The 26,139-nt window shown below is 72.2% G+C and carries 22 protein-coding genes; 14 read left to right on the top strand and 8 right to left on the bottom strand.

What is annotated here, in order from left to right:
* Positions 1 to 18 precede the first annotated feature (18 nt).
* Together ligA and ACQPY0_RS38660 are read left to right on the top strand one after the other, a co-directional pair.
* A complete protein-coding gene (ligA, locus tag ACQPY0_RS38665; protein WP_432972483.1) occupies positions 19 to 2,070 on the top strand; it encodes an NAD-dependent DNA ligase LigA in 2,052 nt (683 codons plus the stop codon).
* Positions 2,071 to 2,950: 880 nt separating this feature from the next.
* Positions 2,951 to 3,340, top strand: coding sequence for a VOC family protein (locus ACQPY0_RS38660; RefSeq protein WP_432972480.1), 390 nt, complete (start codon positions 2,951 to 2,953; stop codon positions 3,338 to 3,340).
* A 46-nt stretch (positions 3,341 to 3,386) separates the two neighbouring features.
* Here the strand turns inward: ACQPY0_RS38660 and ACQPY0_RS38655 are convergent, their stop codons facing one another.
* Positions 3,387 to 5,273: a hypothetical protein gene (locus tag ACQPY0_RS38655; RefSeq protein ID WP_432972478.1), complete on the bottom strand. Its 1,887-nt coding sequence runs from the start codon at positions 5,271 to 5,273 to the stop codon at positions 3,387 to 3,389.
* Positions 5,274 to 5,457: 184 nt separating this feature from the next.
* On the opposite strand from ACQPY0_RS38655, the gene ACQPY0_RS38650 reads away from it, so the two are divergent.
* Both ACQPY0_RS38650 and ACQPY0_RS38645 read left to right on the top strand, forming a co-directional pair.
* Positions 5,458 to 6,117, top strand: a complete 660-nt coding sequence (locus ACQPY0_RS38650; protein ID WP_432995534.1) for a methyltransferase — start codon at positions 5,458 to 5,460, stop codon at positions 6,115 to 6,117.
* 475 nt (positions 6,118 to 6,592) lie between these two features.
* Positions 6,593 to 8,353, top strand: coding sequence for a hypothetical protein (locus ACQPY0_RS38645; RefSeq protein ID WP_432972475.1), 1,761 nt, complete (start codon positions 6,593 to 6,595; stop codon positions 8,351 to 8,353).
* Here ACQPY0_RS38645 and ACQPY0_RS38640 read toward each other — a convergent pair.
* Positions 8,340 to 8,600, bottom strand: a complete 261-nt coding sequence (locus ACQPY0_RS38640) for a hypothetical protein (protein ID WP_432972472.1) — start codon at positions 8,598 to 8,600, stop codon at positions 8,340 to 8,342. The genes ACQPY0_RS38645 and ACQPY0_RS38640 overlap by 14 nt on opposite strands.
* Positions 8,601 to 8,666: 66 nt before the next feature.
* Between ACQPY0_RS38640 and ACQPY0_RS38635 the strand changes: the two genes are divergently transcribed.
* Positions 8,667 to 9,362, top strand: coding sequence for a hypothetical protein (locus ACQPY0_RS38635; RefSeq protein ID WP_432972469.1), 696 nt, complete (start codon positions 8,667 to 8,669; stop codon positions 9,360 to 9,362).
* 136 nt (positions 9,363 to 9,498) lie between these two features.
* Here the strand turns inward: ACQPY0_RS38635 and ACQPY0_RS38630 are convergent, their stop codons facing one another.
* Entirely contained in the window at positions 9,499 to 10,530 is a 1,032-nt protein-coding gene (locus tag ACQPY0_RS38630) for an LLM class flavin-dependent oxidoreductase (RefSeq protein WP_432972466.1), read from the bottom strand.
* A 336-nt stretch (positions 10,531 to 10,866) separates the two neighbouring features.
* Between ACQPY0_RS38630 and ACQPY0_RS38625 the strand changes: the two genes are divergently transcribed.
* Positions 10,867 to 12,252 (top strand): IS1380 family transposase, encoded by a 1,386-nt coding sequence (locus tag ACQPY0_RS38625; RefSeq protein ID WP_432972463.1) that lies wholly within the window; start codon positions 10,867 to 10,869, stop codon positions 12,250 to 12,252.
* A gap of 182 nt (positions 12,253 to 12,434) precedes the next feature.
* Here the strand turns inward: ACQPY0_RS38625 and ACQPY0_RS38620 are convergent, their stop codons facing one another.
* The gene (locus tag ACQPY0_RS38620) at positions 12,435 to 12,803 is read right to left on the bottom strand and encodes a winged helix-turn-helix transcriptional regulator (RefSeq protein ID WP_432972460.1); all 369 of its coding nucleotides are present in this window, start codon (positions 12,801 to 12,803) and stop codon (positions 12,435 to 12,437) included.
* A gap of 51 nt (positions 12,804 to 12,854) precedes the next feature.
* On the opposite strand from ACQPY0_RS38620, the gene ACQPY0_RS38615 reads away from it, so the two are divergent.
* The 3 genes from ACQPY0_RS38615 to ACQPY0_RS38605 all read left to right on the top strand — a co-directional run bounded on the left by ACQPY0_RS38615 (position 12,855) and on the right by ACQPY0_RS38605 (position 15,898).
* Entirely contained in the window at positions 12,855 to 13,670 is an 816-nt protein-coding gene (locus ACQPY0_RS38615; protein ID WP_432972457.1) for an NAD(P)H-binding protein, read from the top strand.
* 148 nt (positions 13,671 to 13,818) lie between these two features.
* On the top strand, positions 13,819 to 14,481 hold the full coding sequence (locus tag ACQPY0_RS38610; protein WP_432972454.1) for a zinc ribbon domain-containing protein: 663 nt from the start codon (positions 13,819 to 13,821) through the stop codon (positions 14,479 to 14,481).
* 1 nt (position 14,482) lies between these two features.
* Positions 14,483 to 15,898, top strand: a complete 1,416-nt coding sequence (locus tag ACQPY0_RS38605; RefSeq protein WP_432972451.1) for a hypothetical protein — start codon at positions 14,483 to 14,485, stop codon at positions 15,896 to 15,898.
* Positions 15,899 to 16,085: 187 nt separating this feature from the next.
* Here the strand turns inward: ACQPY0_RS38605 and ACQPY0_RS38600 are convergent, their stop codons facing one another.
* Positions 16,086 to 16,505 (bottom strand): HIT family protein, encoded by a 420-nt coding sequence (locus ACQPY0_RS38600; RefSeq protein WP_432972448.1) that lies wholly within the window; start codon positions 16,503 to 16,505, stop codon positions 16,086 to 16,088.
* Between the two features lie 89 nt (positions 16,506 to 16,594).
* Between ACQPY0_RS38600 and ACQPY0_RS38595 the strand changes: the two genes are divergently transcribed.
* Positions 16,595 to 18,550 (top strand): GPP34 family phosphoprotein, encoded by a 1,956-nt coding sequence (locus ACQPY0_RS38595; RefSeq protein WP_432972445.1) that lies wholly within the window; start codon positions 16,595 to 16,597, stop codon positions 18,548 to 18,550.
* Positions 18,551 to 18,610: 60 nt separating this feature from the next.
* Here ACQPY0_RS38595 and ACQPY0_RS38590 read toward each other — a convergent pair whose 3' ends face one another.
* Together ACQPY0_RS38590 and ACQPY0_RS38585 are read right to left on the bottom strand one after the other, a co-directional pair.
* Positions 18,611 to 18,901, bottom strand: a complete 291-nt coding sequence (locus ACQPY0_RS38590; RefSeq protein WP_432972442.1) for a hypothetical protein — start codon at positions 18,899 to 18,901, stop codon at positions 18,611 to 18,613.
* A 1,130-nt stretch (positions 18,902 to 20,031) separates the two neighbouring features.
* Positions 20,032 to 20,493, bottom strand: coding sequence for a hypothetical protein (locus tag ACQPY0_RS38585; protein WP_432972439.1), 462 nt, complete (start codon positions 20,491 to 20,493; stop codon positions 20,032 to 20,034).
* Between the two features lie 196 nt (positions 20,494 to 20,689).
* On the opposite strand from ACQPY0_RS38585, the gene ACQPY0_RS38580 reads away from it, so the two are divergent.
* Positions 20,690 to 21,226, top strand: a complete 537-nt coding sequence (locus ACQPY0_RS38580) for a DUF4232 domain-containing protein (RefSeq protein ID WP_432972436.1) — start codon at positions 20,690 to 20,692, stop codon at positions 21,224 to 21,226.
* 468 nt (positions 21,227 to 21,694) lie between these two features.
* Here the strand turns inward: ACQPY0_RS38580 and ACQPY0_RS38575 are convergent, their stop codons facing one another.
* Complete coding sequence (locus ACQPY0_RS38575) at positions 21,695 to 23,611, bottom strand: discoidin domain-containing protein (RefSeq protein ID WP_432972433.1); 1,917 nt, start codon at positions 23,609 to 23,611, stop codon at positions 21,695 to 21,697.
* Between the two features lie 151 nt (positions 23,612 to 23,762).
* On the opposite strand from ACQPY0_RS38575, the gene ACQPY0_RS38570 reads away from it, so the two are divergent.
* From ACQPY0_RS38570 to ACQPY0_RS38560, 3 genes are all read left to right on the top strand, one after another.
* Positions 23,763 to 23,996 (top strand): SCO4848 family membrane protein, encoded by a 234-nt coding sequence (locus ACQPY0_RS38570; protein WP_432972430.1) that lies wholly within the window; start codon positions 23,763 to 23,765, stop codon positions 23,994 to 23,996.
* An 87-nt stretch (positions 23,997 to 24,083) separates the two neighbouring features.
* Complete coding sequence (locus ACQPY0_RS38565) at positions 24,084 to 24,623, top strand: SigE family RNA polymerase sigma factor (RefSeq protein ID WP_432972427.1); 540 nt, start codon at positions 24,084 to 24,086, stop codon at positions 24,621 to 24,623.
* Positions 24,623 to 25,819, top strand: a complete 1,197-nt coding sequence (locus ACQPY0_RS38560; RefSeq protein WP_432972424.1) for a hypothetical protein — start codon at positions 24,623 to 24,625, stop codon at positions 25,817 to 25,819. Before ACQPY0_RS38565 ends, ACQPY0_RS38560 begins: the two co-directional genes overlap by 1 nt.
* Positions 25,820 to 26,139 lie beyond the last annotated feature (320 nt).

Below are 26,139 nucleotides of genomic sequence, written 5' to 3'. Positions count from 1 at the left end.
CCTGGTTAGGCTGCGGGTATGGCCGAAGCATTCGACTCCCTTGAGCAGTACCACACCGCGATCGCGCAGATCCGCGACGCCGCCGCCGCGTATTACAGCGGCCCCGACCTCGCGATGGACGACGCGGACTACGACGCGCTCATGCAGCGGGTCGCGGCCACCGAGCAGCTGCACCCCGAGTGGAAGCCCGAGGACTCGCCGACCGAGGTCGTCGCGGCCGGCGAGGGCGTCGTCGGCGACGTGGTGCACAGCGAGCCGATGCTCAGCCTCGACAACGTGTTCGACGAGGACTCGCTGCACAAATGGGCGGCCCGGCTGGACCGTGTCCTCGGCCGCCCCGCCGCCGGCTACACCGTCGAGCCGAAGATCGACGGTCTGGCGATCGCGGCCCGCTACGAGCAGGGCCGGCTCGTGCAGGTCGCCACCCGCGGCGACGGGCGGGCCGGCGAGGACGTCACCGGCCAGGCCAAACGGGCCGCGGGCCTGCCCGAGCGGCTCGCCGAGCCGGTCACGATCGAGGTCCGCGGCGAGGTGTTCATGACCGACGCCGACTTCGAGGTCGCCAACGGCATGCGCACGGCCACCGGGGAGCCGCCGTTCGCCCATCCGCGCAGCGCCGCGGCCGGCACCCTGCGCGCCCAGGACCGCACCTATGACGCGCCGATGTCCTTCCTGGCCTATGGCGTGAAGGGCCTCGGCGACGGCCCGCACTCGGCGGCGATGGCCGAGCTGCGCCGGCTCGGCGTCGCCTCGACCGCCGGCATGCCGGTCTGCGCGAGCATCGAGGAGATCCTCGTCGCCGTCAAGGAGCTCAGCGAGAACCGCGCCGCCCTCGGCTACGGCATCGACGGCGCCGTCATCAAGGCCGACCAGCCCGCCGACCGTGACCTCGCGGGCTCCTCCAGCCGCGCCCCGCGCTGGGGCATCGCCTACAAGTTCCCGCCCGACACCCGCACCACCCGCCTCAAGGCCATCGAGGTCCAGATCGGCCGCACCGGCGTCATCACCCCGGTCGCCGTCCTCGAGCCGGTCCAGATCAGCGGCGTCATCGTCACCTCGGCCACCCTGCACAACTTCGACGACCTGGTGCGGCGCAACGTCCGCCCGGGCGACACCGTCTTCGTCCGCCGCGCCGGCGACGTGATTCCCGAGATCACCGGCGCCAAGCTCGACGAGCGCCCCGCCGACTCCGTGCCGTTCGAGCCCCCGGCGGTCTGCCCCCGCTGCGGCGGCGAGATCGACCGCACCCAGAAGCGCTGGCGCTGCACCACGGGCCGCGCCTGCGGCGCCCGCGAGGCCCTGTCGTACTACGCCAGCCGCGACTGCATGGACATCGAGGGCCTCGGCGGCAAGATCATCGACATGCTCATCGCCGCCGGCCGCGTCGCCGACCCGGCCGATCTCTACGACCTCGACGTGCCGACGCTGGCCGCCTTCGACCGCATGGGCGAGACCTCCGCCACCAAGCTCGTCAACGCCATCCAGGCCTCGACGTCGCAGCCGCTGGGCCGGGTGCTGACGGCGCTGGGTGTGCGCATGACGGGCCGCTCGATGTCCCGCCGCCTGGCCGCCCACTTCGGCACCATGGACGCGCTACTGGCCGCGACCCCGCTGGACCTGCAGGAGGTCGAGGCCGTCGGCCCGGAGCGCGCGGTGACGATCGCCGCGGAGCTGGTCGAGCTCCGCCCGACGATCGACCGCCTCGCGGCCCGCGGCGTCAACCTGACCGAGCCCAACTTCCGCCCCCGCCCCGCCGCCCCCGGCACCGACGGTGCCCTCGCCGAGTCCCCTTCGGCCGCCGACCCCGACACGCGCCTGCCCCTGCAGAAGGAGGACGGCACCCCGATGACGGTCGTGGTGACCGGCTCGGTGCCGGGCCTGACCCGCAACGAGGGCAACGAGGCGGTCGAACGCCTGGGCGGCCGCTCCTCCGGCTCGGTGTCAAAGAAGACGGACCTGGTCGTGGTCGGCGAGGGCGCCGGCTCCAAGGCCGCCAAGGCGGAGGAACTAGGCGTCCGCATCATGCCCGCCGAGGAATTCGCCGACCTCCTGCGCACCACGACCACCTAACGCGCCGCCGGGTCGCGCCGCCGGGTCGCGTCGTGCCGGTCGGGTCGCCGGGTCGCGTCGTGCCGGTCGGGTCGCGCCGTGCCGTGCCGTTGCGGTGCGGCTGGGTTCGCCGTGCGGCCTGCTCACCGTGTGGTTGGGTTCGCCGTACGGTTGAGTTTGCGCACGGTCGGTCCGCTGAGCGGCTGATTCTCCGTGCGGTTGGGTTCGCTGTGCGACGGCTGCGTTCGCCGCGCGGTCGGCTCGTTGTGCGATTGGCTTGCCGCGGGGTCGGCCCGCTGCGCGCTTGAATTGGCCGCGCGGTCGGCCGCCCGCGTGGGTCGGCTTGCGCTGCGCGATCGGCCGGCTGTGCGGCTGGTTCGCCCCGCGGCTGGCCCACTGTGCGGCCGTGCGATCGGCCCGCTCGACAAGGGGTTCGCCGGGCGGTTGGCCCGCTGTCCGGTCGATCCGCTCTGTGGCTGGTTCTCCTGGCGGTCGGGTTGCGGTGTCTTTGGTTTGCGGCTTGGTTGGTTCGCTGCATCGCCGCCCGGCTCGTGGTGTGTTTCCGGCACATGGTTCGGTTTGCCGCATGCGTCGTCCGGTCGGTATCGGTGGGGCGGTGGTGTTCTGGTCGTGAGCTTGAGCGAGGAAGGCTGCGGCCGGCGCCTGGTTGTGATGGCCGTGGCAGACGGCCAGATCGCGGGCAGCCCTGATGCCATAGTCCCGTCACACCGGCCGGGGGAGCGGCGTCCGCGAAGCGCTCCAGGGTTCAGCACAGGGAGCCGCGATGGCCCCACTGTTTGCCCGATATTTCGGATATATGAGCCTTTAGTGGTGACTGGGCGGTTGTCGAAAGGAGGTGTAACTCTATACAGTGTAGAGAAATCTGCTACCGGGAGGTTTCGTGCGGGTCAGTTCGTCTGCGGTATCGCTCAACGTTTCGGATGTGGCGGCTTCCAGCTGGTTCTTGCGGGAGCACTTCGGGTTTCACGAGGAGATGGCGGCCGACGGGTTCGCGTCGCTGACCAGGGAGGACGTCGGGGCCAACGTGATCTTTCTGCGGCGCGGGCTGGCCACGTTGCCGGACGATCAGCGGGACGTCCACGCGGCCGGGGTCATTCTCGCGTTCGTGGTCGATGACCTCGAGGGGGAGCTTCGGCGGCTGCAGGAGGCGGGGGTGGCGATCACCATGCCGCTGACGGTGGAGGAGTGGGGGGAGCGGGCGTTTCAGGTACGCGATCCCAATGGCGTGATCGTCCAGCTCGTCGACTGGAACGGGGGCGCCGCCGCCTGAACGGGCCGCGGCCCCCGGCCGGTGGAGGCGGGGGCCGCGGCGGGCGTCAGTGGGCGACCTTCCAGAGCCAGACGTCGTTGACGTGATCGCCGGGGCCGAAGAGCTGGTCGGCGACCTGCCGTATGGCCTCGCTGTTGCCGTGCTGGTCCGCCAGCACCAGGTAGTCGGCCTTCCAGAAAGCCAGGTCGGTCTTGGCCTGGGCGAGCTGGTCGGGCGTGATCTGCTGGACGGTGCCGTGGTCCCCGGCGGTCTTGAGGATCTCCATCGTCGGGCGGCCCGGGGCGTAGAACATGGCGGCCTTGTTCGGGTCGTCCGGGTTCGGGATCAGGAAATAGCCGCCGGCGATCTTGAAATCCAGGTCCGCCGTCGTGGCCCAGCGCATCGCGTCCATGGACTCGTACCAGCCCAGCGGGATGGCGACGACCGTCGAGTTCTCCGGGATCGTCCGGCGCCACTCGCCCGTGCTGAAGAACGCCGGGATCGGGGCGTGCGGGGAGGCCGGCTGCGGGGTCGGGATGAGGGGTACCAGGGCGACCGTCAGAGCGACCGCCCACAGCCAGCGGGCCGCGGGCGTGGTCACCTCCGGTGCGGGGCGGACGGCTGTTCTGACGCCTACCGCCCCTTGAGACCTTTCGGGCGCCAGAGAGTCGGCGGCGTCGGGGTCGGCGGCGGGGCGCTCGCCGGCGACGACTGGCGTTTCGTCGTCGGCCGCCCTGCCGTCGGGGGCGGGGTTGACGCCCATGATGTATCGGTCGACGAGCATCGCCAGTACCACGCCCACCAGTGGGGCGATCACCAGGCTGAGGCGGGTGGGCACGACCGAGTCGAACAGCGGCAGCTGGTGCACCCACTCCCAGGGCCCGTGGTAGCCGGTCTCTTCGCCCTTGTACCGCACCACCGTGCCCAGCGACAGCGCCGCGAACACCACCGCCGTGATGATCAGCGCGCGGGCCGCCTTCTGCCGCCACAGGGCCACCGCCGCGGCCGCCAGCAGGCCCAGCAGCGGCCAGCCGAAGAAGGTGTTCTCCTCGGTCGGGCCGCCCATCTTGTCGAACACCGACAGGTCGTCCGGCGCGAAGATCGAGCGCTGGCTGAACCCGCCGAAGGATGCCAGGTCGGAGCTGAATCCGTGCACGAACTCGGGCAGCCCGTGGTAGGCCTGCGGGCCGAAGAACTGGTGGTACAGCGGATAGGCGAGGAGTACTCCCGCGAACGCCGCCCCGATGGCGACGGCGGGCAGCGCCGCGCGGATCGACGGCAGGTAGTCGCGCGGGCGGAGGTACGTCAGGAGGAACACCAGCATGGCGACGGCCGTGAAGAACAGGATCTCCTCGTTGATGAAGCACTGGTACACCACCAGAGCGCCCAGCACCAGGCCCCGGCGCAGCGTCGGGCCCGGCTGGCGCAGGCGGAACACGTTCCACACGATGAACGGGATGAGGAACTGCCCCGCGATGTTCGGGTGCCCGGTGCTCTGCGAGATCATCGAGGGGGCGAAGCCGCAGAATAGCCCGCCGACCCATGCGGCGGTGCGGGTCGAGACGACATGCCGGGAAAGAATGTAGTACCACGCGGCCGCGGTGCCGGCGAGGGCGATGGTGTCGATGAGAACGAGAGTGACGCCCGCACCGAACAGTAACGTGATCGGAGCCAGGGGTAGCGCCAGCCCGAGAACGGATGTATTCGCCATGAGATTGACGCCCAGTGGCGCATTCAGTTGATCGGTGAAGAACGGGTTGTCACCGTGAGTGAACAGGCGTGCCGCGTGCGTCAGGACCCACTCGAAGAAGATGTGGTCCTGCTCGTTGTCGGCGAATATCCGGCCCTGTGGATCTGCCCAGAGGTGCTGCAGCACCAGCACGGCACACGCGACATAACTGAGCAGCGCTGCCGCCGCAACCCGGACCGTGCGGGTTCTCTCCCGGACATTCACGGTGCCACCATAGTTGCCGCCCAAGGTGCGCCGCAGGGGCTGGTGGGGGACTATCAACGCCGATACACTACGCCCGTTCCGCCAGATATGATCATGATTCACGTAGGGGTGCAGAGTGCCGAAGTCGGACGCGGCAATCCTCGGCGACCAGGCGATCCAGTCGGAGGTGCTCGAGGGCCTGGCGATGGCGAAGAACCATCGCAAATGGTTCGTGGCATTCGCGACGCCGTACCTCGGTGACCACCCGATCGAGGTCAGCGCCGGTCTTGGGGACTACGCGGCGGAGTGGCTCGAACACGCCTCGAAGATGACGCTGACCGAGGCCGACTCGGGCCGCATCGTCGCCCTGAAGGAGCGCTTCGCCGACCACCCGGGCGTCAGCGTCCGCGAGCTCCTGCTGCCCAGCGAGGTCACCGCGGACCACAGCGCGGCGATCTCGTACAACGTGCTCGAGCACATCGACGACGACATCGGCGGCCTGCGCACCATGCGCTCGCTCGTCCGCCCGGGCGGCTACGTCATCATCGTCGTCCCGGCCTTCCCGTTCGCCATGGGCCCGGCCGACATCGCCACCGGCCACGTGCGCCGCTACACCAAGAAGACGATGCGCGCGGCCCTCGACGCGGCCGACCTGAAGATCGTGAAGCTGCACTACGCCAACTCGCTCGGCCTCATCGGGTACTACGTGTCGACCTGCCTGCTCAAGCAGATGCCCGGCCCCGGCCCGATGGTCAAGTTCTACGACACCACGGTCGCCCCGCTGACCCGCCTCATGGAGCGCGGCATCCGCCCGCCCTTCGGCCAGTCGGTCATCGCGATCTCCCGCCGCCCGCTGGATAGCTGAGCGCCGCAGCACAACCTTCCGCAAGTACCCGCGCCGCGAGTGGCCCGCCACATCGCGGCGCTTTGCGCTTCGGTGCCGATTTCCGGAAACGGACGAGGTCCGCCGTTTCATCGCCGAGCGCCTGGAATGTGTGACAGCGCCACCGGGAGGTGCTCGGCGCCGGCCCGTGCCTTCGGGGCCCCTCGCTGTGACTGGCGGGGAAGTGGCGCTGCTCGGGTGACCGATCCAGAACATGGCGCCGAGGGCCGGCCTCGGCGCGGACACCGCTCCGCCGGGCGCGACCCGGACCGCGGCCGGGCGGACCGGTCTGAAGCCGATGGGCCGCGCGTTCGTGGTGAGTCGGGGCGTGTGTCGGAGTTGCCGGTCCAGGGAGAGCAGGCGTTGGGCTCTCTGCGGCTGCGGGGCCTGGAGGGTGCGGCTCGGGGTGGCCGGGCGGTGTGGGAGTGTTCGTGTCCGGGCAGGGTAGAGCCAGCGGATGAGTGGAGCTGACTGCAAGCCGGGCGAGGACCGCCGGCATCGGGTCGTCGTGGCGGCGCAGGCGGAGCCGGACCGTTGCTGGTTCGGGTTCGGGCGGCCGACCGAGCAGGTCGGGGCCGACGGCCGTTGCCGCGAGGGCGGCATTCTGCAGACCACGCAACAGTACATCTGGGCGTTCACCGCCGACGACCGGAACCGGGCCGTCTGGTGGGGTACCGTCGCCAACACCACGGCCGGCGGGCTCGCCGCGGTCGGGCCCGACTTCACGGCCGCCGGGGCCGGGGAGCTCACGCAGCCGTTCCACGACCCGGACAACGTCACCGTCGAGTTTGAGGGCTCCTACAACGCCGTGCACCACGTCGGGCCCGTGCTCGGGGCCGTGGGGGACGCGATGCCGGTGCAGGTCTGGCAGTACGACATCGACAGCGGTGAGGCGATCAACCGCACGCCCGCCCGCGAGCATTTTCCCGCGATCGACGACGTCGTCGGGCTGCGGGCGGCCGGGTCGCTCGGCGACGTGGTGTTCATCGGGGGCATCGAGACGGCGCTCGACCAGGGCGCGCAGGCCGGCGGGACCGTGGTGCTGCTGGCCTACCGCGCCAGCGACGCGACGTTCCTCGGCTGGCGGCGGTACCCGGCGTGGAACAACGTCAAGAACTTCATCGTGGCCGACGGGCGGCTGTACTTCGGCGTCGGGCTCGCCGAGCCGGGCCGGCCCGGCAGCGGCTCCGGGCCCAACCGGCCCACCGGCGCGGTGCAGCGCTGGACCGGCGACGTGCGGGACCCGTTCCGGTTCGAGGAGGTCGGGCGGCTGGGCAACCAGCCCGCGTACTTCACCGTCCACCATGGACGGATCGTCACCGGCACGTGGCCGGGGACCGGCAGCGAAGAGCACGCCGGCGTGTACGTCAGCCCGCCGCTCGACACACTGTCCATATCGGACAGCGACCGGTGGACGCCGGTGTTCTCCACGGCCGGGTTCTTCCCGGACCCGGTGACCGCGCGCAGCATGGTGTCGTTCGCGGTCACGTCGTTCGAGGGCTGGGTGTACGCCACGTTCGGCATCCCCAGCGTGGAGCCCTCGATGACGCACCACCTGGCCGCGTATCCAGGGATTCCCCGGCACACGGTGCCGCACCTGGCGCTGGCGTACCTCAAGAGCTCACCCGCGGGCGTCGTGTATCGCATCAAGGACCCGGGCGAGGCGAACCAGCAGGTCGAGCTGCTCTACGGGGAGCGCAAGTACTGGGTGTACGACCCGGACGCGGACGCCGAGGGCACGTGGACGCGGCAGGACAACCTGCTGCACCAGGACCCGAAGTTCGGCGGCGGCGGGTTCGACGACCGGTGGAACGAGTATGTCGGGTGGGGCGCGAACGTGTTCCGCGGCAAGCTGTACATGGGAACCTTCCACACCGGCAAGGTGCTGCGCGACCTGACCCTCAACCCGCGCACCGGCCTGCTCGCCGGGGTCCTCGGCCACCGGGTCAGCGAGGTGGAGCTGCGGCTGCTGCGCCGGCTGGCGTTCCCGGACCGGCGCACCGCGGGGCAGGTGTGGGTGTTCGACGACGCCGACAGCCCCGCCCGCCCGCTCACCACGACCGGGTTCAACAATGCCTGCAACTGGGGTGTGCGCGGCGTACTGCCCGTCGGTGACGAGCATCTGTTCTTCGGCACCAATCAGGGGTGGCAGTACCCGACCGAGCCCCGCGACAACCCGCCGCGCCGCGCGGGCTGGCAGCTGCTCAAGATGAGCTGAGCCGCCACAGCCCGGCGAGGCCCGGGTGGGCCGGGCGCGGGGCGGCGCCGACGTGCGCGAGCGCGGCGACCGTGTTCCAGGACGAGCCACCCAGCACCACGGCGGCGGGCTCGACGCGGGCGAGGACGCCCCGCAGCGGCTCGGCGTCGATCGCAGCCCCGCCGCCCCAGGGACCGCACCGCCGAGGGGGGTCCGCGCGGCGGCGTCGCTCCGACCCCGGCGACGTCGAGACGGGGCATGGCCGCATTCTCGGATCACACGGGCGCCGTGCACGCAACCGCGCGGGGAGGCGGGACACGATACCGTCGGGCGGGTGTGGAGACGCCTGCTTCCCCCGGTGTGCTGTGCCGGCGTGGGGCTGCTCGCGATCTGGCTCGGCGGCGCCGAGGCCGGGCGGCCGGACGCGCGGGTGGCGGGCTTCGTGCGATCCGGCGGCGTCGTGGTCCTGGTCATGTCCCTGCTGGCGGTCGGCTGGGTATTGCTCGCCCCGCACCTGCCCGGCGCGCACGGGGCCGGGGTCGGCCGCGAGGACCTGCGCCGGCTCGCCCCGACCCGGGCGGAGCTCGCCGCGCGGCTCGGCTGGGAGGTGCGCAACACCGACCCGCGCCTGCTGGCCTGGGCCCGGACCGGCATCCTCGCCGAGGGCACCGAGCGGCGCGCCAACCACGTGCTGACCGGGCTCATCGACGGGTGGCGGTTCGCGGTGTTCGAGTACATCCGCCGGATGCCCGGCGCCGACGAGCCGATCGGCACCACGGTGTGGATGGTGATGCTGCCCGCGCCGGCGCCGCCGTTCGAGGTCTCGGTCGAGGAGGTAGACCCGCCGGTGCGGGACCTCATGCGCGCGGGCGGGCTCGTGCGGCTGCAGGCGGAGGGGGCGACGCTGCTGACGTACCACCCGGGCTTCGCCTCCGGCGGCGGCCCGCAGGCGATCGTGGTCGCCCGGGCCGAGGCGCTCGTCGCGCTCGCCCGGGCGCTCAGCGCACCAGGCGCCACGAGCACTCGGTGAACGGGCCGGGCCGGTCAGCTCGTCGTCGGCGTTGACGTGGAACGGGTCGCCGGCGATGTGGACCTCGCGGGCCCTGAGGCGCACGACCTCCCCGCCGACGACCACGAGCCGCCGGTCGCCGCGCCCGCCGAGGCGCTCAGCTCGCGGGGCTCCAGCCGAGCGCCGGGCCGAGGCGGGTCGCGATGTCGGTCAGGATCTGCACGTAGTCCTCGTGCTCGAACGTGAACGGCAGCGCGAACGCGACCTCGTCGATCTCCCGGAACGCGGCGTGCGCATGGAGCCGCTCGGCGATCTGCTCGGCCGGGCCGACGAGGTCCGGGGCGAACATCATCCGGGCCGGCCCCTGCGGAGTGGCGGTGCGCGGCAGGCGCTGGGCGGCGTACTCGGCGTACTTCTGCCGCTGCGAAGGCGTCGCGCCGTCGGTCGGGATGACGACGAGCCCCTGCGAGACGCGGGCGCGGGAGCCGTCGGGGTGGGCGGAGCGGAACGCGCGGACGTGGGCGAGCTGGATCGCGGCGAAGTCCGGCGCCGGGTCGTCGGGGTCCTCGGCCTTCACCACACTGCTGGTGAGCAGGTTCAGACCTTGTTCGCCGGCCCACTGCGCGGAGCGCACGCTGCCCCCGCCGTACCACATCCGGGAGCGCAGGCCGGGGGAGTGCGGCTCGACCCGCTCCGAGAACACCTCGAAGCCCTCGGTGCCGGAGAAGTCGCTGGCCCGCTCCCCGGCGACGAAGGCCAGCAGGCGCTCGACCCGGGCGTAGCTGAAGTCCTCGGCGTCGGCGGTGTCCGGGTAGAGCGCGGCGCGGACCCGCTCGTAGTGCATCGGCGGCCCGACGCTCACGCCGGGGTTGAGCCGCCCGCCGGACAGCAGGTCCACGGTCGCCAGGTCCTCGGCCAGGCGCAGCGGGTTCTCCCAGCCCAGCGGCATCACCGCGGTGCCCAGCTCGATCCGGCTCGTGCGCTGCGACGCGGCCGCGATCACGGTCAGGGGCGAGCTGATGCCGTGTTGCAGGTGCCGGTGCCGCAGCCAGGCGCTGTCGAAGCCGAGGCGTTCGCCCAGCGCGATGACCTCCAGCGTCGCGTTGTGCCCGGCGGCCGGGTCGGCGGGGTCGAACAGGCCGATGGTGAGGAAGCCCAGCTTCCGCAGGGGCTCGCCGGGTGCCGGCATGGGTGCGCTCCTCGGTGGTTCAGGTGGACGGTGATCTGGGAATGGATCGACCGGTCCGAACCCCCTTCCGGAGGCGGTCACTGTCGGCACAGGCCGTCCTGTATCGCATCGCCATTGTCCTGCTTGTCGTCGCCGCGCTGCCGGTGCCGGCGCGTGGCGTAAATCTCGCCTACCTGGCGTGCTCCTCACGCCACTCAACTCTTAGCCTCGATCCGTGGACCGGATTGCTCCGCCGTGACCAGAACCGGTGTGGAGATGTGACGAGAGTGCCCTGCCAGCTGGGATGATCGGGTTTGTCTAGGACCCTGACCGGACCAGCGTGGAAGGACACTCTCGGTGCAAGCATCTCATGCCTGGCGCGGTGACAGCGCGGTGTTCGATGAGGGCAACCTCGTGTCGCACGCGGGCCTGGTGCCGCTGCTGGAACTGGCCGAGCAGACGGGACTGTCACAGCTGCTGGACGAGCACGTGCGGTTCGTCGACGAGCGGGTCAAGTCCGGGGCGGCCAACGCGACACCGAAGCTGACCTCGATCGTCGCTGGGATGGCCGCCGGCGCGGACAGCATCGACGACCTCGACGTCATCCGCGCCGGTGGGACGGGCAAGCTGTTCAGCGGCGTCTACGCCGCTGCGACGCTGGGGATTCTGCTGCGGGAGTTCACCCACGGCCACACCCGGCAACTGTCAGCGGTCCTGCGCCGGCACCTGCTCGCCCTCGCCGCGCGCACCCCGCTGCTGGCCGGCATCGACGAACGCGTGTTCATCGACATCGACTCGCTGCTGCGCCCGGTCTACGGCCACGCCAAGCACGGTGCGTCGTTCGGCCACACGAAGATCGCGGGCAAAACCGTCCTGCGCCGCGGCCTGTCCCCACTCGCCGTCACCATCAGCACCCCGAACGCGGCGCCGGTCCTGGCCGCGGTCCGGCTACGAGCCGGACGCGCCGGCTCCGGCAGGGGCGCGGCGAGCATGGTCACCGAAGCCCTCAACACCGCCGTATCAGCCGGCGCGGACCCGGCGAACATCCTGGTCCGCGGCGACTCCGCATACTGCTCCGGCAAGAACGTCACCGCGGTCGTCAAAGCGGGAGCACAGTTCTCGTTCACGATCACCCGCAACCCCGCCGTTGACGCCGCCATCGCCACCATTCCCGATGAGCAGTACACACCCGTGCGCTACCCCGGCGCGGTCATCGACCCGGACACCGGGCAGCTGATCTCCGACGCCCAGGTCGCCGAAGTCCCGTACACCGCGTTCACCGGCACCCGCCACGAAACCACCGGCCGGCTCGTCGTGCGCCGCGTGCTCGACGCCAACACCCAAGACCCGCTGTTCCCGGTCTGGCGCTACCACCCGTTCTTCACCAACACCACCACACCGGTCACCGACGCCGACCTCACCCACCGCCAGCACGCCATCTGCGAAACCGTCTGGTCCGACCTCATCGACGGCCCCTGGGCCCACCAACCCTCCGGCTCCTTCCCCGCCAACGCCGCCTGGACCATCCTCGCCGCGATCTGCCACAACCTGCTCCGCGCCGCCAGCACGCTCACCGGCACCACCCGCTACACCAAAGCCCGAGGCGCCACCCTACGCACCCACCTGATCACCATCCCAGCCCGGCTCGCCCGCCCCCAACACCGCCCCACACTGCACCTACCCGCACACTGGCCCCGCGCCGCAGCCTGGCTCACCCTCTGGAACGCCGTCTTCGCCACCTGAGACAGACCACCCCCTGCCGCACGCACCACCACGCAACACCCCACCCGCAACCAACCCGACGGGCAGGAAACCGAGCACGCTGGACCGAGGGCCAGCAGCACAGCCACACCCTCAACCCAACAAGATCAATTCGATCTCATCCAAACACCCACGCAAGCGCCGATCCACGGATCGAGGCTTAGTTAGGGGCGGTCCCGCCGGTCGTAGCCGGTGCGCGCCTCGGCCACGGCCGGCAGGTTGCTCGCCGCCCACTCGGCCAGGTGCTGGAACAGCGGTCCGAGGCTGCGGCCCAGATCGCTGATCTCGTACTCCACCCGCGGCGGAATCTCCGGGGTGTAGGTGCGCACCACCAGCCCGTCGCGCTCCAGCTGCCGCAGCCGCTGGGTGAGCACCTTGGCGGTGATCGTGCCGATGCGCCGCTCCAGCTCGCTGAAGCGCTGCCGGCCGTGCTGGTTCAGCGACCACAGGATCGGCGTGGTCCACCGGCTGAACACGAGGTCGACGACGGGCGTGATCGGGCACGCCAGCTCCGGGATGGTGTCCTCGTTCATAGTCACTTTCCTCTAGGTACCTACTATCTTCGTGATGCTAGCTTTCCGCTCATGATCGTGGTTACCGGAGCTACCGGAAATGTCGGACAACCCCTGGCGGCGGCCCTGAGCTCGGCCGGCGTGCAGTTCACGATGGTGTCGCGAAACGCGCCGTCGGTCGTACCCCCTGGTGCCCGCCATGTCCCGGCGGACCTGGCCGCCCTCGGGCCGGCCCTGCGCGGCGCGGATGCCCTGTTCCTGCTCGTGCCGCCCGCCGGCGTGGACGGCGCCGCGGTGCTCGCCTCGGCCCGGGCGGCCGGGGTCTCGCGCATCGTGCTGCTGTCCTCCCACGCCGCCGGGCTGCGTTCCTCGCACGCGGCCCTCCTGGAGCTCGAGGAGCTGGTCAAGGCGTCCGGTCTGGCCTGGACCGTGCTGCGGCCCGGCGGCTTCGCCAGCAACGCCTTCGCCTGGGCGGCGTCGATCCGGGCCGAGCGGCGGGCCTTCGCGCCGTTCGGTGACGTCGCCCTGCCGGTCGTCGATCCGGCCGACATCGCGGCGGTGGCGGCGGCCGCGCTGCTGGACGATCGCCATGCCGGGCAGACGTACGTGCTCACCGGGCCGGAGCCGACCACCCCGCGCGAACGTGTGCGGGCGATCGCCTCGGCGTTGGGGGCGCCCGTCGCGTTCGTCGAGCAGACCGCCGAGCAGGCGCGGGCGGAGATGGTGCGGGTCATGCCCGCCTCGATCGCGGACGGGACGCTGGGCATTCTCGGGCAGCCGTTGCCTGCCGAGGTGGCTGTGAGCCCCGATGTGTCGCGGGTGCTGGGGCGCCCGGCGGCCCCGTTCGCCGCGTGGGCCGAGCGGAACGTCATGGCGTTTCAGGGGTGAGCTGCGACCGTTCAGTGGCGCGTGATGGTCTGGCTGGTCAGGCCGCCGATCAGGCGATGTCGTAAGACCGACTTGCCGATCATGTCCCGGCGCGCAGCAGGTACAACAGGGAGGAAGGCCGGTTGCTGCGAACTAGGGGTTTGTGCCGATGGCTGGCATGGTGCCGTTCACCAACAATTACTCGGACCACTCCACGCGCGAGGGGTACCAGTTCGAGTTCAACTGCATGCGCTGCGGGAACGGGTACTCCTCCTCGTTCCAGCACTCCGTCACCGGCTTCGGCGGGAAGCTGCTGCGCATGGGCGGGGACCTGCTCGGGGGCGAGATCGGCTCCAAGGCGTCGCAGATCGGCTGGGACGCCCAGTGGATGCGTGACGGCGTGCGCGGGTCGACCCGCGACAAGGCGCTCGCCAAGGCCGCCGAGGAGATGCAGGTCCACTTCAACCAGTGCCACCGGTGCGGGCAGTGGGTCTGCGAGCAGGTCTGCTGGAACAACGAGCGCGGGCTGTGCACCAGCTGTGCGCCGCGCCTGGACCAGGAGATCGCCGGGATGCAGGCGGCCGCGCAGGTCAACCAGCTGCACGAGAAGATCCAGCAGGTCGACTGGACCCGCGACGTCAACTATCGCGACCAGGCCGTCGGGCGCTGCCCGTCCTGCATGAACGAGACCGGCGGCGGCAAGTTCTGCCAGCACTGCGGCACACCGCTGGCCGCGGCGCCGCCGCAGCAGAAGCGGTTCTGCGGCAACTGCGGCACGCCGTCGCAGCCCGGGGCGATGTTCTGCGCCGAGTGCGGCTCGTCGACGGCCTGACATGCACTACCGCCTCATCGCCGACGGCGGTGCCCTGCTCGACGAGGGCGAAGGCACCGCCGAGATGGCCGGCGGTGCCCTGGTCGTGACCCCCGAGTCGGGCCCGGTCCTGCGGGTCGCGCCCGCGGACGTCGTCGAGATCGGGGAGCCGCAGCCGTACGTCATCGGCCTCGCCCTCGCCGACGGCGCCCGCCTCGAGCTCAGCCGCCTCGGCGTCATGCGCACCCAACTGCTCGCCGAGATCGGCGAGGCCCGGGTCGCCGACACCGAGCAGGTCCTGCTGCTCGACGGGGTCGGCACGGCCGAGGCATTCCCGGGCTGGGCCGACGGCTCCCCGGCCGAGCTGCGCCTCTACGACGACGCGCTCGTGATCGTCCCCGACGGCGGGCTCGCCGAGAAGGTCCCCTACGCGTTCATCAAGTCGGTCTCGACCGACAGCACCGGGTACACGATCGGCATCGAGGTCCCCGGGCGCCCGCCGATCGCGGTCGGGCGCCTGGCCCGGCGTACCGGCGAATTCTTGGAACTGCTGCGGGCCCGCACCTCCGCCGCGGCCGGGCGCACCTCGCACTTCCTCGCGGCGCTGCTGCCGGGCCTCGGCCCGGTCGCCCTGCGCTCGGTCGCCGCGCTGCTGCGCGACGGTCTCGCCGCCGCCCGCACCGACCTCGAGGCGGTCGAGCCGACCGTCTTCCCCGCCCTGCTGGACGCCGCCTGTGCGCCCGACCGGGCCGCGGGCGCCCGCGACCTGCTCGCCCGGGGCCAGGCGTTCCTCGGTTTCAAACAGACGGTGTCAGTACAGCGTGAGGGCTCCGGCGCCGCCCCCTGGCGCGACTCCGCGCGCCCGCCCGTGCTCGACCACGACGGCCGGGCCGGCTACTTCGCCGCCGGGCTGCCGGGCATGTTCGCGGCCGGCATGACGGCGAGCCTCGGCTTCGACGGCCCGTTCGACGCCTACGGCCCTCCGCTCGCCTACGGCCTGCTCGGCACGATGGGCGGCTTCCAGAACGCGTACGCCGGCGGCCCCCACCTGCCCCGCGACGTCTTCCCGCACGAGCGGGTGACCCCCGCGCACACGGACTACGCGGCGCTGGCCGACCCGGTCGACCCGGCGGTGCTCGCGTTCCTGCTGTGCCTGACCCCGTCCGGGCACCTGGTGTACGAGGTCCTCAACGCCGCCGACCACGCCACGTACGTCTTCACCTGCCGCGACACGGACCAGGCCGCCCAGCTCAACCGCGCCCTGGACCTGCTCGGCTTCCGCGTCGAGGGTATCCACTCCGACGCGACCTCGGCCGCCTCCCGCTACCGCAAGGCCGCCCAGCGCCTGCCCGCCCTGCGCGTGCTCCGCGAGCGCTTCGTGGGCCGGGCCATCCACACCGAGGGCTGGTCAGGGCAGCTGCGAAACCTGCTCGGCTGAGCGCTGCCATTTCTGGTCCGGCGGGCCGCGGCCCACATCGTCCAGGTGTCGGCCTCACCGCGCCGGTCGTCGAACTACACCTGGAAGTCCTCGATGTCGACGAGCCGTAGCCCGGCGCGGCGCGGCGCGGCGTGACCCAGCATGCTCATCGATCCGACCAAATCCTCGCCGCCGAAAACGCGGAGCGTTACGATCCGCTCACGTGTCCGAGTTCACCCAATGCGGTGCGGATCCGCGCGGCGGCGTCGTCCAGGGCGGCGGGGTCCGGGTTCTGGTCGACGCGGGCGAAGTCGAAGTCGCCCATGCCCCAGGTCGGGAACACGTGCAGGTGCATGTGCGGCACCTCGAAGCCGGCCACGATCAGCCCGGCCCGCGGCGCGTCCCACGCCCGCTGCACCGCCTGCCCGATGCGCTGCGCCACCTGCGCGCACTTGGTGAACAGCCCGTTCTCCGCGGCCGTCCACTGGTCCACCTCCTGGCGCGGCACGACGAGCGTGTGCCCGGGCCGCAGCGGCGCGATGCTGAGGAACGCCGCCACGTCGTCGTCCTGCCACACGAACCGCCCCGGCAGCTCGCCGGCGAGAATCTTCGAAAAGACGCTGCTCATGGATTCTGACCCTATGATGAGTCCGCTGCGGCCCGGCAGTCACCCCGGCACGTGTACTTCAGGTGGCGCGCCGATGGCACTCTGAGGCCGTGCACGGGGTCAATCTTCGGGCGTTGCTGGCCGTGGTGATGCTCGGCGGCTTCTACGTGCTCGGCGCGGCGCTGTTCGGGGCGCTGGCCTGGCTGGCCGTGTGGACCATCGTGGCCTTCCCCGGCTCGGCGGACGCGCATGCGGTGACCGCACTCGCCTTCGCCGCGGCCGGAGGCCTGATCATTCCCGCGGTACAGCTGCTGCGATCCGCTCCCGAGGCGCTCGACGTCGGGCATGTCGTGGGCGAGGACGAGGCCCCCGGCCTGTGGCGGGAGGTCCGGGACCTGGCCGCGCTGGTCGGGACCCGGCCGCCGGACGAGATCCGGCTCGTCGCGGAGCCCGCCGCGTTCGTCTGGCAGGACACCGGCGCCCTGGGACTGCGCGGCGGGCGGCGGTACCTCTGCATCGGCGTCCAGCTCCTGCAGGCCTGGCCGGTCGCGCGGGTGCGCGGGGTGCTCGCCCACGAGCTCGGGCACTACGCGGGCCGGCACACCGGCCTCGCCGTGACCACCTATCGCGGGATGCAGGCGATGTCCCGCACCGTCGAGCGGTCCGGCGAGTACAGCCCGGCCGGCATCATCCTCGCGTTCTACCTCGGCATCTACGCCGCCGTCGCCTCGGCCGTGAACCGCCGCACCGAGTTGGAGGCCGACGACGTCGCGGCCCGGGTCGCGGGCGGCGACGAGCTGGCGGCCGCCCTGCAGGATCTCGGCACCCTGTCCGAGACGTGGGACCTGGTGGTGGCCAGCTACACGCGCTGGGCCCGCACCGGCGGGTACGAGCCCGGCGAGCTGCTGGAGCGCTTCGCCCAAGACCCACGGTACGTCCCCGGCCTGCGCCCCCCGCCGCCCGGACCGTTCGACAGCCACCCGCCGCTCGCCGACCGTGTCGCCCGCCTGACCGGGCGCCCCGCCGACGGCCCGGTGGACCTGTCGCCGGCGACGAGTCTGGTGGCCGGGCCGGACGTACTGGCCGCCGCGCTGCGCACCCGCGACTTCCACGACCGCGTCGAGGCGGCGGCGCGGCACGAGGCGAAGCTCGACGCGAAGCGGCTGGAGCGGGCCGGCGGGCTCGACGTGGCGCTGGCGCTGCTCGGCGCCGGGCGGGCCGGCGAGCTGGAGCGGCGGCTCGGGGAGAGCCCCGGGCAGTACGTCGTCGCCGCCGCGGTCGCGGCCGGCCCGGCGCGCTGGCTGCACGACTGGTCGCGGGCCCTGCGGGTCGATCCGCCGCGCCTCGGCGAGGCCGTGGCTGCGGCCTGCGCGGACCCGGCGGCCGTTCCCGCACTCGTCGCCGTCCTGGCCGACCTGGGCGTACTCAAGCGCCGCAACGCGCCGCTGCCGCTCGGGGCCCTGTCCGGGGCCGGGCGCCTCGCGGACGAGCTGTTCACGCTGAGCTTCGGCCCCGACGGCCGCCGCCGGGTCGACCTGCGCACGTTCCCGGCCGCGCTCGCCGCGGCGGCCCTGACCGACCTGCGGCTGCGCGGCTGCGTCACCGTCGACGGCACCCTCACCGCGACCGGCGAGCCGGCCGGCGACCCGTTCCTGGATGCGGTACTGGAGCGGGTCGCGGCCAGCCGGTCGCGCCCCGTCCACGCGTGGCTGGAGGAGCTGGGCCCGGACGTCGTGGAGACGGTCGCGGCGCGGCAGCGTCTGCTGGGCCGCTACCAGGAGCGCTCCGGCACCCACGCCCACAACGACCGCGTGGACCGAGCGGCGGCCCCGGCGGCCCGCGAGCGCATCCTGACGGCCCTGGACGCGGGCGAGCTGGACGGCCCCGACGTTGCCCTGGGGGTGCTGCTCTGGGCGGCGGAGCTGACCGGCCCGGTGCTGGGCGTGCGAGCGGCCCAGGCACGCTGGCTCCTCGGCCGGTTCGGCACCCAGGACCCAATCGCCCGCGCGGTACGAACCGTGACCGGCCTCGACACGAAGCTGCCGACAACCTCGGAAGGTCCCTGATGAATATCGGACTTATGTCCTGAAAGCCGAAAATTCCGATAAGGGCGACCCGCCGGGTGGTCAGGATCGCGCTGTCGCCCGTTGGGTCACCTGTTTCCGCTGCTCAGCGGTTTTTGTCGTACCCCTGTTCTCTAGGTTCTTGTCATGGGTGAGGTGCTGGTCGGGATCGCCGAGTCGGAGTGGTGTGGTCGGTTGGATGCGATGTTGGCTGAGCAGCGTCGTCGTGTGGCTCGTCGTCGTGCGGTCCGTGCCGAGTTCGCTGAGGCTCGCCGTCGTGGTTTGGAGGCGCGTCATGCTGAACGTCTGGCCCGCTTGGACGCCGAGGCTCGCACCGCTGAGATTGCGGCTCATTGGGCTGAGCAGGATGCCCGAGCGGCTCGTCGCCGTGCTGTGGCGGCCCAGCCCAGCCCGGGCTGTCCGCCGACTCGGCCCGATTCCGGCGGTCCGGTTCCTTCGCCAGAATCCTGTGGTCCGGGTCCCCAGCCCGACTCCCGTCGTCCGGCCGTTCAGTCCGATCGTCGCTGTCCGTCGGATCAGCGCAAGCCGGGTTGTCTGCCGGCCCAGCCCGCCTCCCGCGGTCCGGGGCTCCAGTCCGACTCCCGCCGTCCGGCCGCCCAGCCCAACCCTCGCTATGAACCGTCCGTGCCCGCGCGGCCAGGGCCGTCTCGCCCTCGCGACCTTGCCGGCGCACCATCGCAGTCATTGCCGCCGCCGACATCTCGTGCGCAGTCGCCAAGGCTATCGTCGCCGCCGACGTCCCGTGCGCCATCGCCAAAGCCTTCGCCGTCACCACGTTCCCAGGCTGCACCGACGTCACCGCGCCCCCGACAGGTCCAGTCGCCGCGTTCTCGACCGTTCGAGTCGCCGTGTTCCCGGCCTGTGCAGTCGTCGTGCTGTCAATCCGTGGCGTCACCTTCGCCCCACCGGCTTGGCCGTTGCGGCGATGCTGTGTCACCGTTGCTGCCGCAGCCACGGCCGAGCGGTTCCGGCGACGCCGTGCCGACGCCGATCTTCCCGGCACCCGCTACCGGTCGGGCCGCCGCCGCAAGGGCGCATCCCTATGCCACCGCTGAGCTCCGCTGTGGCCACGCCGCCACGTGCTACTCCCAGGCCGCGTCCACCTCGTCATCCGCGCATCCGATCTCGCCGGCTGTCGCCTTGGACCGTCTGGGGGTGTGGAGGCGGTCGCTGGGCGCGCGGTTCGAAGACATCACCATGGCCGGTCCTGGGCCGGTCGCTTTCCGCGTCCGCCGACTCGGGTGGTAGGGGTCGAGCTGGAGCGCGGTCGCCGCCGGCGTGGCCGTGGTGTCGTCACCGGGCGGGGTCGAGGCTCCGCTGTTGCCGAGCCGGCCACCGGGCGTCACCGGCCGACGCGAGCCCTGGCCGTGCGGTGTGCGGCTCGAGCTGTCGCGACGCGGGCGGGTAGGCGCATGAAGAAGCTTGTTCGTCGAGCTCCGAGTCGCGACGCGGAGTGGCCGAACTTATCGCTGACGGCGAGTGAGCTCCGTGGACAGGACGCGGCGGAGGGAGTCGACGACCTGGGCTGGGGTGAAGCGGGTCAGGGCGGCCGTCTCCGCGCGGCGCAGCGTCGAGCCCAGAGACGCGTCGGGGGTGTCTCGCACGACCGCGATCAGCCATGCCTCCAGCAGGGTTGGGTCGTCGGGCAGCTCCAGGTCGGTCTCGCGCGGGGGTGGGGGTGGGGCTTCGCCGGTCGGGAGGGGAGCGCCGCAGGACGCGTAGAGGGCCGGCGGGATGCCGACGCGGAATGGGTGGACGCACGTCGGGGTGCCGGTCGCGGCGTTGACCCGGTGGCCGCGGGACGGGTCGTACGGGTGGGCCGGGCCGGGGCGGTCGGCGACGTCGAACGCGCCGAGCGGCAGTGACTGGCCGGGGCACGCGACGCAGGTCGCGTCGCGCAGGTCGTCCGGGGTCGGCAGGGCCACCCGTCGAAGGGTACCGTTCCGCGGCGTGACAACTCCCCGCATCGGTCCTGGACGCGCCCGGCAGGGCATCATCTATCGGCAGGGGGCGCTCGGGCGGGGTCCGGCAGGTGATCGAGAACGTGGTCGCGGAGCTGGACCTGAGGATGGGGCTGGCCGGCGCGGCGAGCGTGGCCGAGGTGACGCCGGAGCGGCTGGCATGAGGAGGCGATTGGCAGTACCGCTGCTGGTTTGTGCCCTGCTCGCGGCGTGCGCGAAGCCCGCGCCGCCGGGAACGGTGCTGCCCACCACCGCGTGGAAGGCCGCGCCGAGCCCGACCCAGGAGGCGACCGGCTGCCCCGAGGGCGGCCTGCGGATCGTCGCGGACCGGGGCGACGCTGCGGCCGGATACCGGGAGATGTCGCTGCACCTGACCAACTGTGGCGACACCGCCGTGACCGTGAACGGCCGGCCCGAGATCGTCGTGCTCGGCGAGGACAAGTCGATCCAGGAGATCTCCGTCGTGCCGAGCCAGCACTGGAGCCAGTCCCCGCACCCGGTCGCCCTCGCCCCGGGCCAGAGTACGACCGCGGTGCTGGCGTGGCGCAACACGTACACGGCCTCGGACGAGCCCCCGGTCAGCGGCGTCTACCTGTCGGTCGCCGCGACCCCGGGCGGGCCGCGCCAGCTGGTGAAGCCGCCGGTTCCGCTGGACCTGGGCAACACCGGCCGCCTGGAAGTCAGCGTCTGGCTGTAGCCAGCAGCGTCCGGGCGGCGGTGCGGGCCGACTCCGCCGCCCGCCGGTCGCCGTGGTGGTCGGCCCGGGCCGTGGGCCCCCGAGACCAGCGTGAGCAGGTGGCGGCCGGCCTCGGCCGGGTCGGCGGCGTCCGCGGCCCCGGCGATGCCGGTCAGCAGCGAAAGGCGCCGGTCGAGATGGCGGGCGGCGACCGCGCGGGCCGGCCGCGTACGGCGCCGTGTTCATGGCCGTCACCGCGATCGCCCGGCAGGCGGCCGGACCGCGCCCGCAGGCGCCCTGGCGTGGGCCACCGCGCGGTGCGGCGGCCCACGCGCGGCTACCCGAGACCCGGCGGAACGTCCGGGCCGGTCCGCCGGCGCAGGACCACTGCCGCAGCTGCGCGCCGCCGGCGGCGCCCCAGCCGGTGTCGTCGAGGCACTTGCCGCTGTGCTGACGGTGCCGCCCCGCCACGTGAACGTCTCATCTCTGTCAGGCGTACAGGCGGATGTCGGCGACGCTCCACCAGTTGCCGGTCGATGCGGTCGAGGTGACCCGCAGGTACCGGGCGCGGGTGGGGCGGATGTCCACATTGGTCAGCTGACCGGTGCCCGTGCCCTGGGCGAGCGTCGTCCAGTGGGCGCCGTCGTCGCTGCCGGACAGCCGCCAGCCGCGGGCGTAGTCGCCGGTACTCGCGCCGCTGTCGATCGCGACCCGGCGGAAGGTGCGCGCCGAGCCGAGGTCGACCTGGAGGTACTGCCCCGGCTCCTGCGCCGTGCCGCTGGACCAGCGGGTCGTGGCGTCCTCGTCGACGGCGAGGGCGGCGTCGGGGCTCGCGGGTGACGACGTCGCTGTCGCGCCGGCGATCGGCAGCAGTCGCCGGCCGTCCTCGAGCACCTTGCTCTTCGGCCAGGTGAACGTGGCGAGCGAGCCGCCGGGCAGGGTGTAGTCGAACGAGTGGCCGCCGACCGCGACGGTGAAGGTCCGCGGCGCGTCGTTCTCGTTGTGGGCCACCAGGACCGTGGAGCCGTCCGGGTTGCGGAAGGCCACGTCGGTGACCTCGCCGTTCCAGCCGGTCGTGCCGAAGCTGGTGCTGGCGATGCGGACGGCGCCGGGCTTCACGAACTTGGACAGGTGCCCGATCGTGTAGTACTCGGCGTCGGTGGTGAAGGTCCCGTCGTCGCTGACCGTGATCAGGCCGGTGCAGGTGCCGCAGCCGCCGAGGTGCGGGCCGCCGGCCGGGTCCAGCGCGAGGTTCCAGGTGACCGCCGACTTGGCCCAGTTGCGGGTGACGCCGACGGTGATGGTGCGGGCGTGCCACTTGAGGGTGTCGGTGAAGTACTGCGCCGGGGTGTCGTTCGCGCCGTGCGAGCCGGAGCACTCGGTGAACCAGATGCCCTTGCCGGGGTACGCGTCGTGCAGGGCGGTCTGCGCGCTCGGGTCGCCGTAGTAGCAGTGGTAGGCGGTGCCGGCGACCCAGCCGGCGGCCGGGTTCTGCAGCAGCTTGTACGGGTAGTTCGCCTCCGGGTCCTGCCCGGGCGGGGTGTTGGCGATGTCGTTCGGATGCGTCTGCCAGTTGTGGTCGTAGCCGAGGATCTTCGTGCGCGGGCTCACGAGCCGCAGCAGTGGGCCGAGGATCTCGATGACCTTTCCGGCCTGCGTGGTGCTGAGCCCCATCACCGGCCCGCCGCCCGCGTCGCGGTTCTGCGGCTCGTTCTGCACCGTGATGTAGTCCACCGGCACGCCGGCCGCGGTGTAGGCGAGCACGAACCGGGTCAGGTAGAGGGCGTAGGCGGCGTACACCTTCGGGTCGTCCTTGAGCTCCCCGCTGGCGAGGGAGTCGCCGGTCTTCATCCACGCCGGCGGGCTCCACGGCGTGGCCATGACCTTCAGCTGCGGGTTGAGCCGCCTGGCCTCCCGCAGCAGCGGCAGGATCTGCGCCTGGTCGTGCGCGATGCTGAAGCGGGTGAGCGGGAAGTCCGTCTGGCCCGGGGGCATGTCGTCGTACGTGTAGTGCTCGGGCTGCGCCGTGAAGTCCGACGCCCCGATCGGCTGGCGCAGGAAGCTCACGCCGACCCCGCGCTCGGGGTCGAACAGCGCCCGCATCGCCTCGGCCCGTTTGGCGGGCGAGAGCCGGTAGAGCACGCTCGCCGACGAGTCGGTGATCGACGCGCCGAAGCCGTCCATGCTCTGATACGTCCGGCTCGGGTCGAGCGTGATCGTCGTGAGCCCGCTCGCCGTGGTGCCGAACGGCACGGAGGCCCGCTCGTGCATCAGCTCCGACCGATCGATCGTGGTCACGAACACCCGCGCCGAGGGCGCCGCGCTCGCCTGCGCCGCGGTGGCCCCGGTGAGCCCGGCGGCGACCGCGGCTGACGCCATCACCAGGGATAACACCTTCTGCTGCATCGCATCTCTCCCAGCGGGGTGGCCATCTGAAACAAATGAAACACAAATGTAACGAAGTGCAAGCAAGCACAGCATCGGCCCCGACCAATTGTCAAGAGCGCGAATTTTCGCCTGTTTCATTCGTTCCACCGTGATCGGGCATACTCGGCGGGTGGTGTTGTCGCGGCGCTGGTCGGTGTTCCTGGTCCTGGTGGGCGTGTGGAGCTGGGTCATCTGGCCCCGGTTCCTGCTGGCCATCTGGAAGGACGACCGGGCCTGGGACGCCGCCGGGCACCCGACCGGCTTCTTCTGGATCCACGCGGTGCTGATCGCCGTGTCGCTCGCCATCGGCACCGCCGTCGCGGTGCTGGGCATCCGCGGCTGGCGGCACTCCCGGCGTTCCTGAAGAAATCCCCGTCGATTCGCGGAACCTTTTCGAGGCCTGCGCAGTAGGGAGGGCGAAGGGGCCACGACGGGGAGGAGCGACCGACAGATGCGAAGTTCCACCGAAGACCCGCCCGGTGAGCGCGACGCGCAGTTCCAGGCGTTCATGGCGGCATCGACACAGCGGCTGTACCGCGTCGCGATCCTGCTCACCGGGGACGCGAGCGAGGCCGAGGAGCTGACCCAGAACACGCTCGTGCGCACGTACACGGCGTGGGATCGGCTCGAGGGCGGGGACGCCTACGCGTACGCCCGCCGCATCCTGGTCAACCTGCACAGCGACTGGTGGCGGCGCCGAAGGCGGCGCGAGCGGCCCGTGCCGCAGGTGCCCGACCGGGCCGCGGCCGGCGCTGACCCGGCCGAGGCGGCGGCCGACCGGGCCGGCCTCGCCCGGGCGCTGCGGCAGCTGTCGCGGCGGGAGCGGGCGGTGATCGTCTGCCGGTTCTACCTCGACCTGACCGAGCAGCAGACGGCCACCGAGCTCGGGGTCGCGCTCGGCACGGTGAAGAGCACCACCGCGCGGGCGCTGCGCAAGCTGCGCGTCGACCCGCAGGTCAGCCCGCTCGCACACCACCAGGAGGCGAACTGATGCACACGATCGACGACCTGCGCCGCGCCCTGGCCGAGCGGACCGAGCACCAGAGCACCCGCCTCAACTTCGCCGACGTCAAGCGCGCGGCCGGGAAGCGGCGGTTCCGCACCCTCTTCGCGGGCATCGCCGTGGCCCTGACCCCGATCCTCGCCGCCGGCGGCGCCATCGCACTCAGCCCGGCCGGCCCGTCGCCGCGGCCCAGCCACAACGCGTCCACCGCCACGGCCGCCCCGCAGGCGTTCGGCAGCACGATCATGCCGCCGTCGGCGGTGTCCTCGTTCCCGCCGCCGGCCGGCCCGTACACCCAGACCGGACTGCGCTTCGGCGACGCCGAGGAGGTGGTGCTGTGGAACGTTGCGGACTACGGCCCCCACGTCGGCCTGCGCCACGACACGACCGGCGCGATCCGGGACCTGGGCTCGCTCGGCACCCCGGACAACACGGACAACAACACCTTCTCCTCAACGATCGCGGAGGTGCTCGACCGGCATGGCAGCATCATCGACGTCGGCCTCTTCCACGCCGCCGGCGTGAAGGTCAAGGTCACCGCCGGCGGGCACACGGTCGAGGCCACCACCGCGCCGGCGCCGGGCTACCCGAACGCGACGGTGTTCTGGGTCCGCCGGGGCGGCGTCGCGGCCGCCGAGACCAGCGACCCCAACGGTTCGACGCCGGACGCGGTGTTCACCGCCTACAGCGCCAACGGCACCGCGCTGGGCACCACGTCCTTCGTCCAGCGGGTCGACAGCGCCGTCAACCGCGACGACCGTTCCACACTGCTCGGCGACCGCATCCGCACCGGCGTCACCCTGGCCGACGGCGGCGAGCTGATGTTCTGGTTCGACGGCGACGACCGCTCGGCGATGGTGCACGCCGGCAGTGACCGTGGCCAGGGCACCATCCAGGAGCTGACCATTCTCAGCTCGCTGCAGCGCCCGCCGTCCGCACCCGGCTTCTACCTCGGCATCCACGAGTTCCCGGTGCCCGGCGGGAAGGTCGTGCAGGTCGGCATCTACGTCGGCCCCGCGGCGAAGGTCGAGATGGCCGGCGACGGGGGCGCCCCGCGCGGCTCCGGCGCGTGGAGCGCGCACCCCGAGCTGCGGGTGCTCTGGGGGGTCGGCAGCGGCCGCCCGTCCGCGATCGCCTGGAACGCCGACGGCTCGATCAAGGAGGTAACCGACTTCCGTAACTGACCCCATAGGCCGGCCGCGGCGGCTGGACATCGAGATCGGGGGATCGCATGGCTCGCGACATCCGCAGCGTCGAGGACGTCCTGAGGCTCCTCGACGGGCTGTTCGAGCCCGATGCGAACCGATGGTCCGCCGCCGCGGCCGAGTGGTGGGGCGGCTTCCGCGCCGACCACGACGCGGAGCTGTGCCGCACCGGTCGCCTCGAGAACGGCCTTCGGCGCGGACTTCCGGTGCACCGCCCTGTTCCGCCGCGACCGGGAATATCGGGGGCGGCGTTTCGCGGGGCGGCGGTACGCTGGCCGGGCCGGTCGCGGGACTGTCCG

The sequence above is a fragment of the Dactylosporangium sp. CA-233914 genome, assembly GCF_050942935.1.
Taxonomy (GTDB): domain Bacteria; phylum Actinomycetota; class Actinomycetes; order Mycobacteriales; family Micromonosporaceae; genus Dactylosporangium.
The sequence above is the reverse complement of the archived record's forward strand: the minus strand, read 5'-3'. Positions and strand labels throughout refer to the sequence as shown.

Coding starts and splice junctions, on each gene's coding strand:
- ligA (WP_432972483.1), top strand. CDS start 19: ATGGCCGAAGCATTCGACTCCCTTGAGCAGTACCACACCGCGATCGCG.
- ACQPY0_RS38650 (WP_432995534.1), top strand. CDS start 5,458: ATGGCGAAGAACCATCGCAAATGGTTCGTGGCATTCGCGACGCCGTAC.
- ACQPY0_RS38645 (WP_432972475.1), top strand. CDS start 6,593: ATGAGTGGAGCTGACTGCAAGCCGGGCGAGGACCGCCGGCATCGGGTC.
- ACQPY0_RS38640 (WP_432972472.1), bottom strand. CDS start 8,600: ATGCGGCCATGCCCCGTCTCGACGTCGCCGGGGTCGGAGCGACGCCGC.
- ACQPY0_RS38630 (WP_432972466.1), bottom strand. CDS start 10,530: ATGCCGGCACCCGGCGAGCCCCTGCGGAAGCTGGGCTTCCTCACCATC.
- ACQPY0_RS38620 (WP_432972460.1), bottom strand. CDS start 12,803: ATGAACGAGGACACCATCCCGGAGCTGGCGTGCCCGATCACGCCCGTC.
- ACQPY0_RS38615 (WP_432972457.1), top strand. CDS start 12,855: ATGATCGTGGTTACCGGAGCTACCGGAAATGTCGGACAACCCCTGGCG.
- ACQPY0_RS38610 (WP_432972454.1), top strand. CDS start 13,819: ATGGCTGGCATGGTGCCGTTCACCAACAATTACTCGGACCACTCCACG.
- ACQPY0_RS38605 (WP_432972451.1), top strand. CDS start 14,483: ATGCACTACCGCCTCATCGCCGACGGCGGTGCCCTGCTCGACGAGGGC.
- ACQPY0_RS38600 (WP_432972448.1), bottom strand. CDS start 16,505: ATGAGCAGCGTCTTTTCGAAGATTCTCGCCGGCGAGCTGCCGGGGCGG.
- ACQPY0_RS38590 (WP_432972442.1), bottom strand. CDS start 18,901: ATGAGCCGCAATCTCAGCGGTGCGAGCCTCGGCGTCCAAGCGGGCCAG.
- ACQPY0_RS38580 (WP_432972436.1), top strand. CDS start 20,690: ATGAGGAGGCGATTGGCAGTACCGCTGCTGGTTTGTGCCCTGCTCGCG.
- ACQPY0_RS38575 (WP_432972433.1), bottom strand. CDS start 23,611: ATGCAGCAGAAGGTGTTATCCCTGGTGATGGCGTCAGCCGCGGTCGCC.
- ACQPY0_RS38565 (WP_432972427.1), top strand. CDS start 24,084: ATGCGAAGTTCCACCGAAGACCCGCCCGGTGAGCGCGACGCGCAGTTC.
- ACQPY0_RS38560 (WP_432972424.1), top strand. CDS start 24,623: ATGCACACGATCGACGACCTGCGCCGCGCCCTGGCCGAGCGGACCGAG.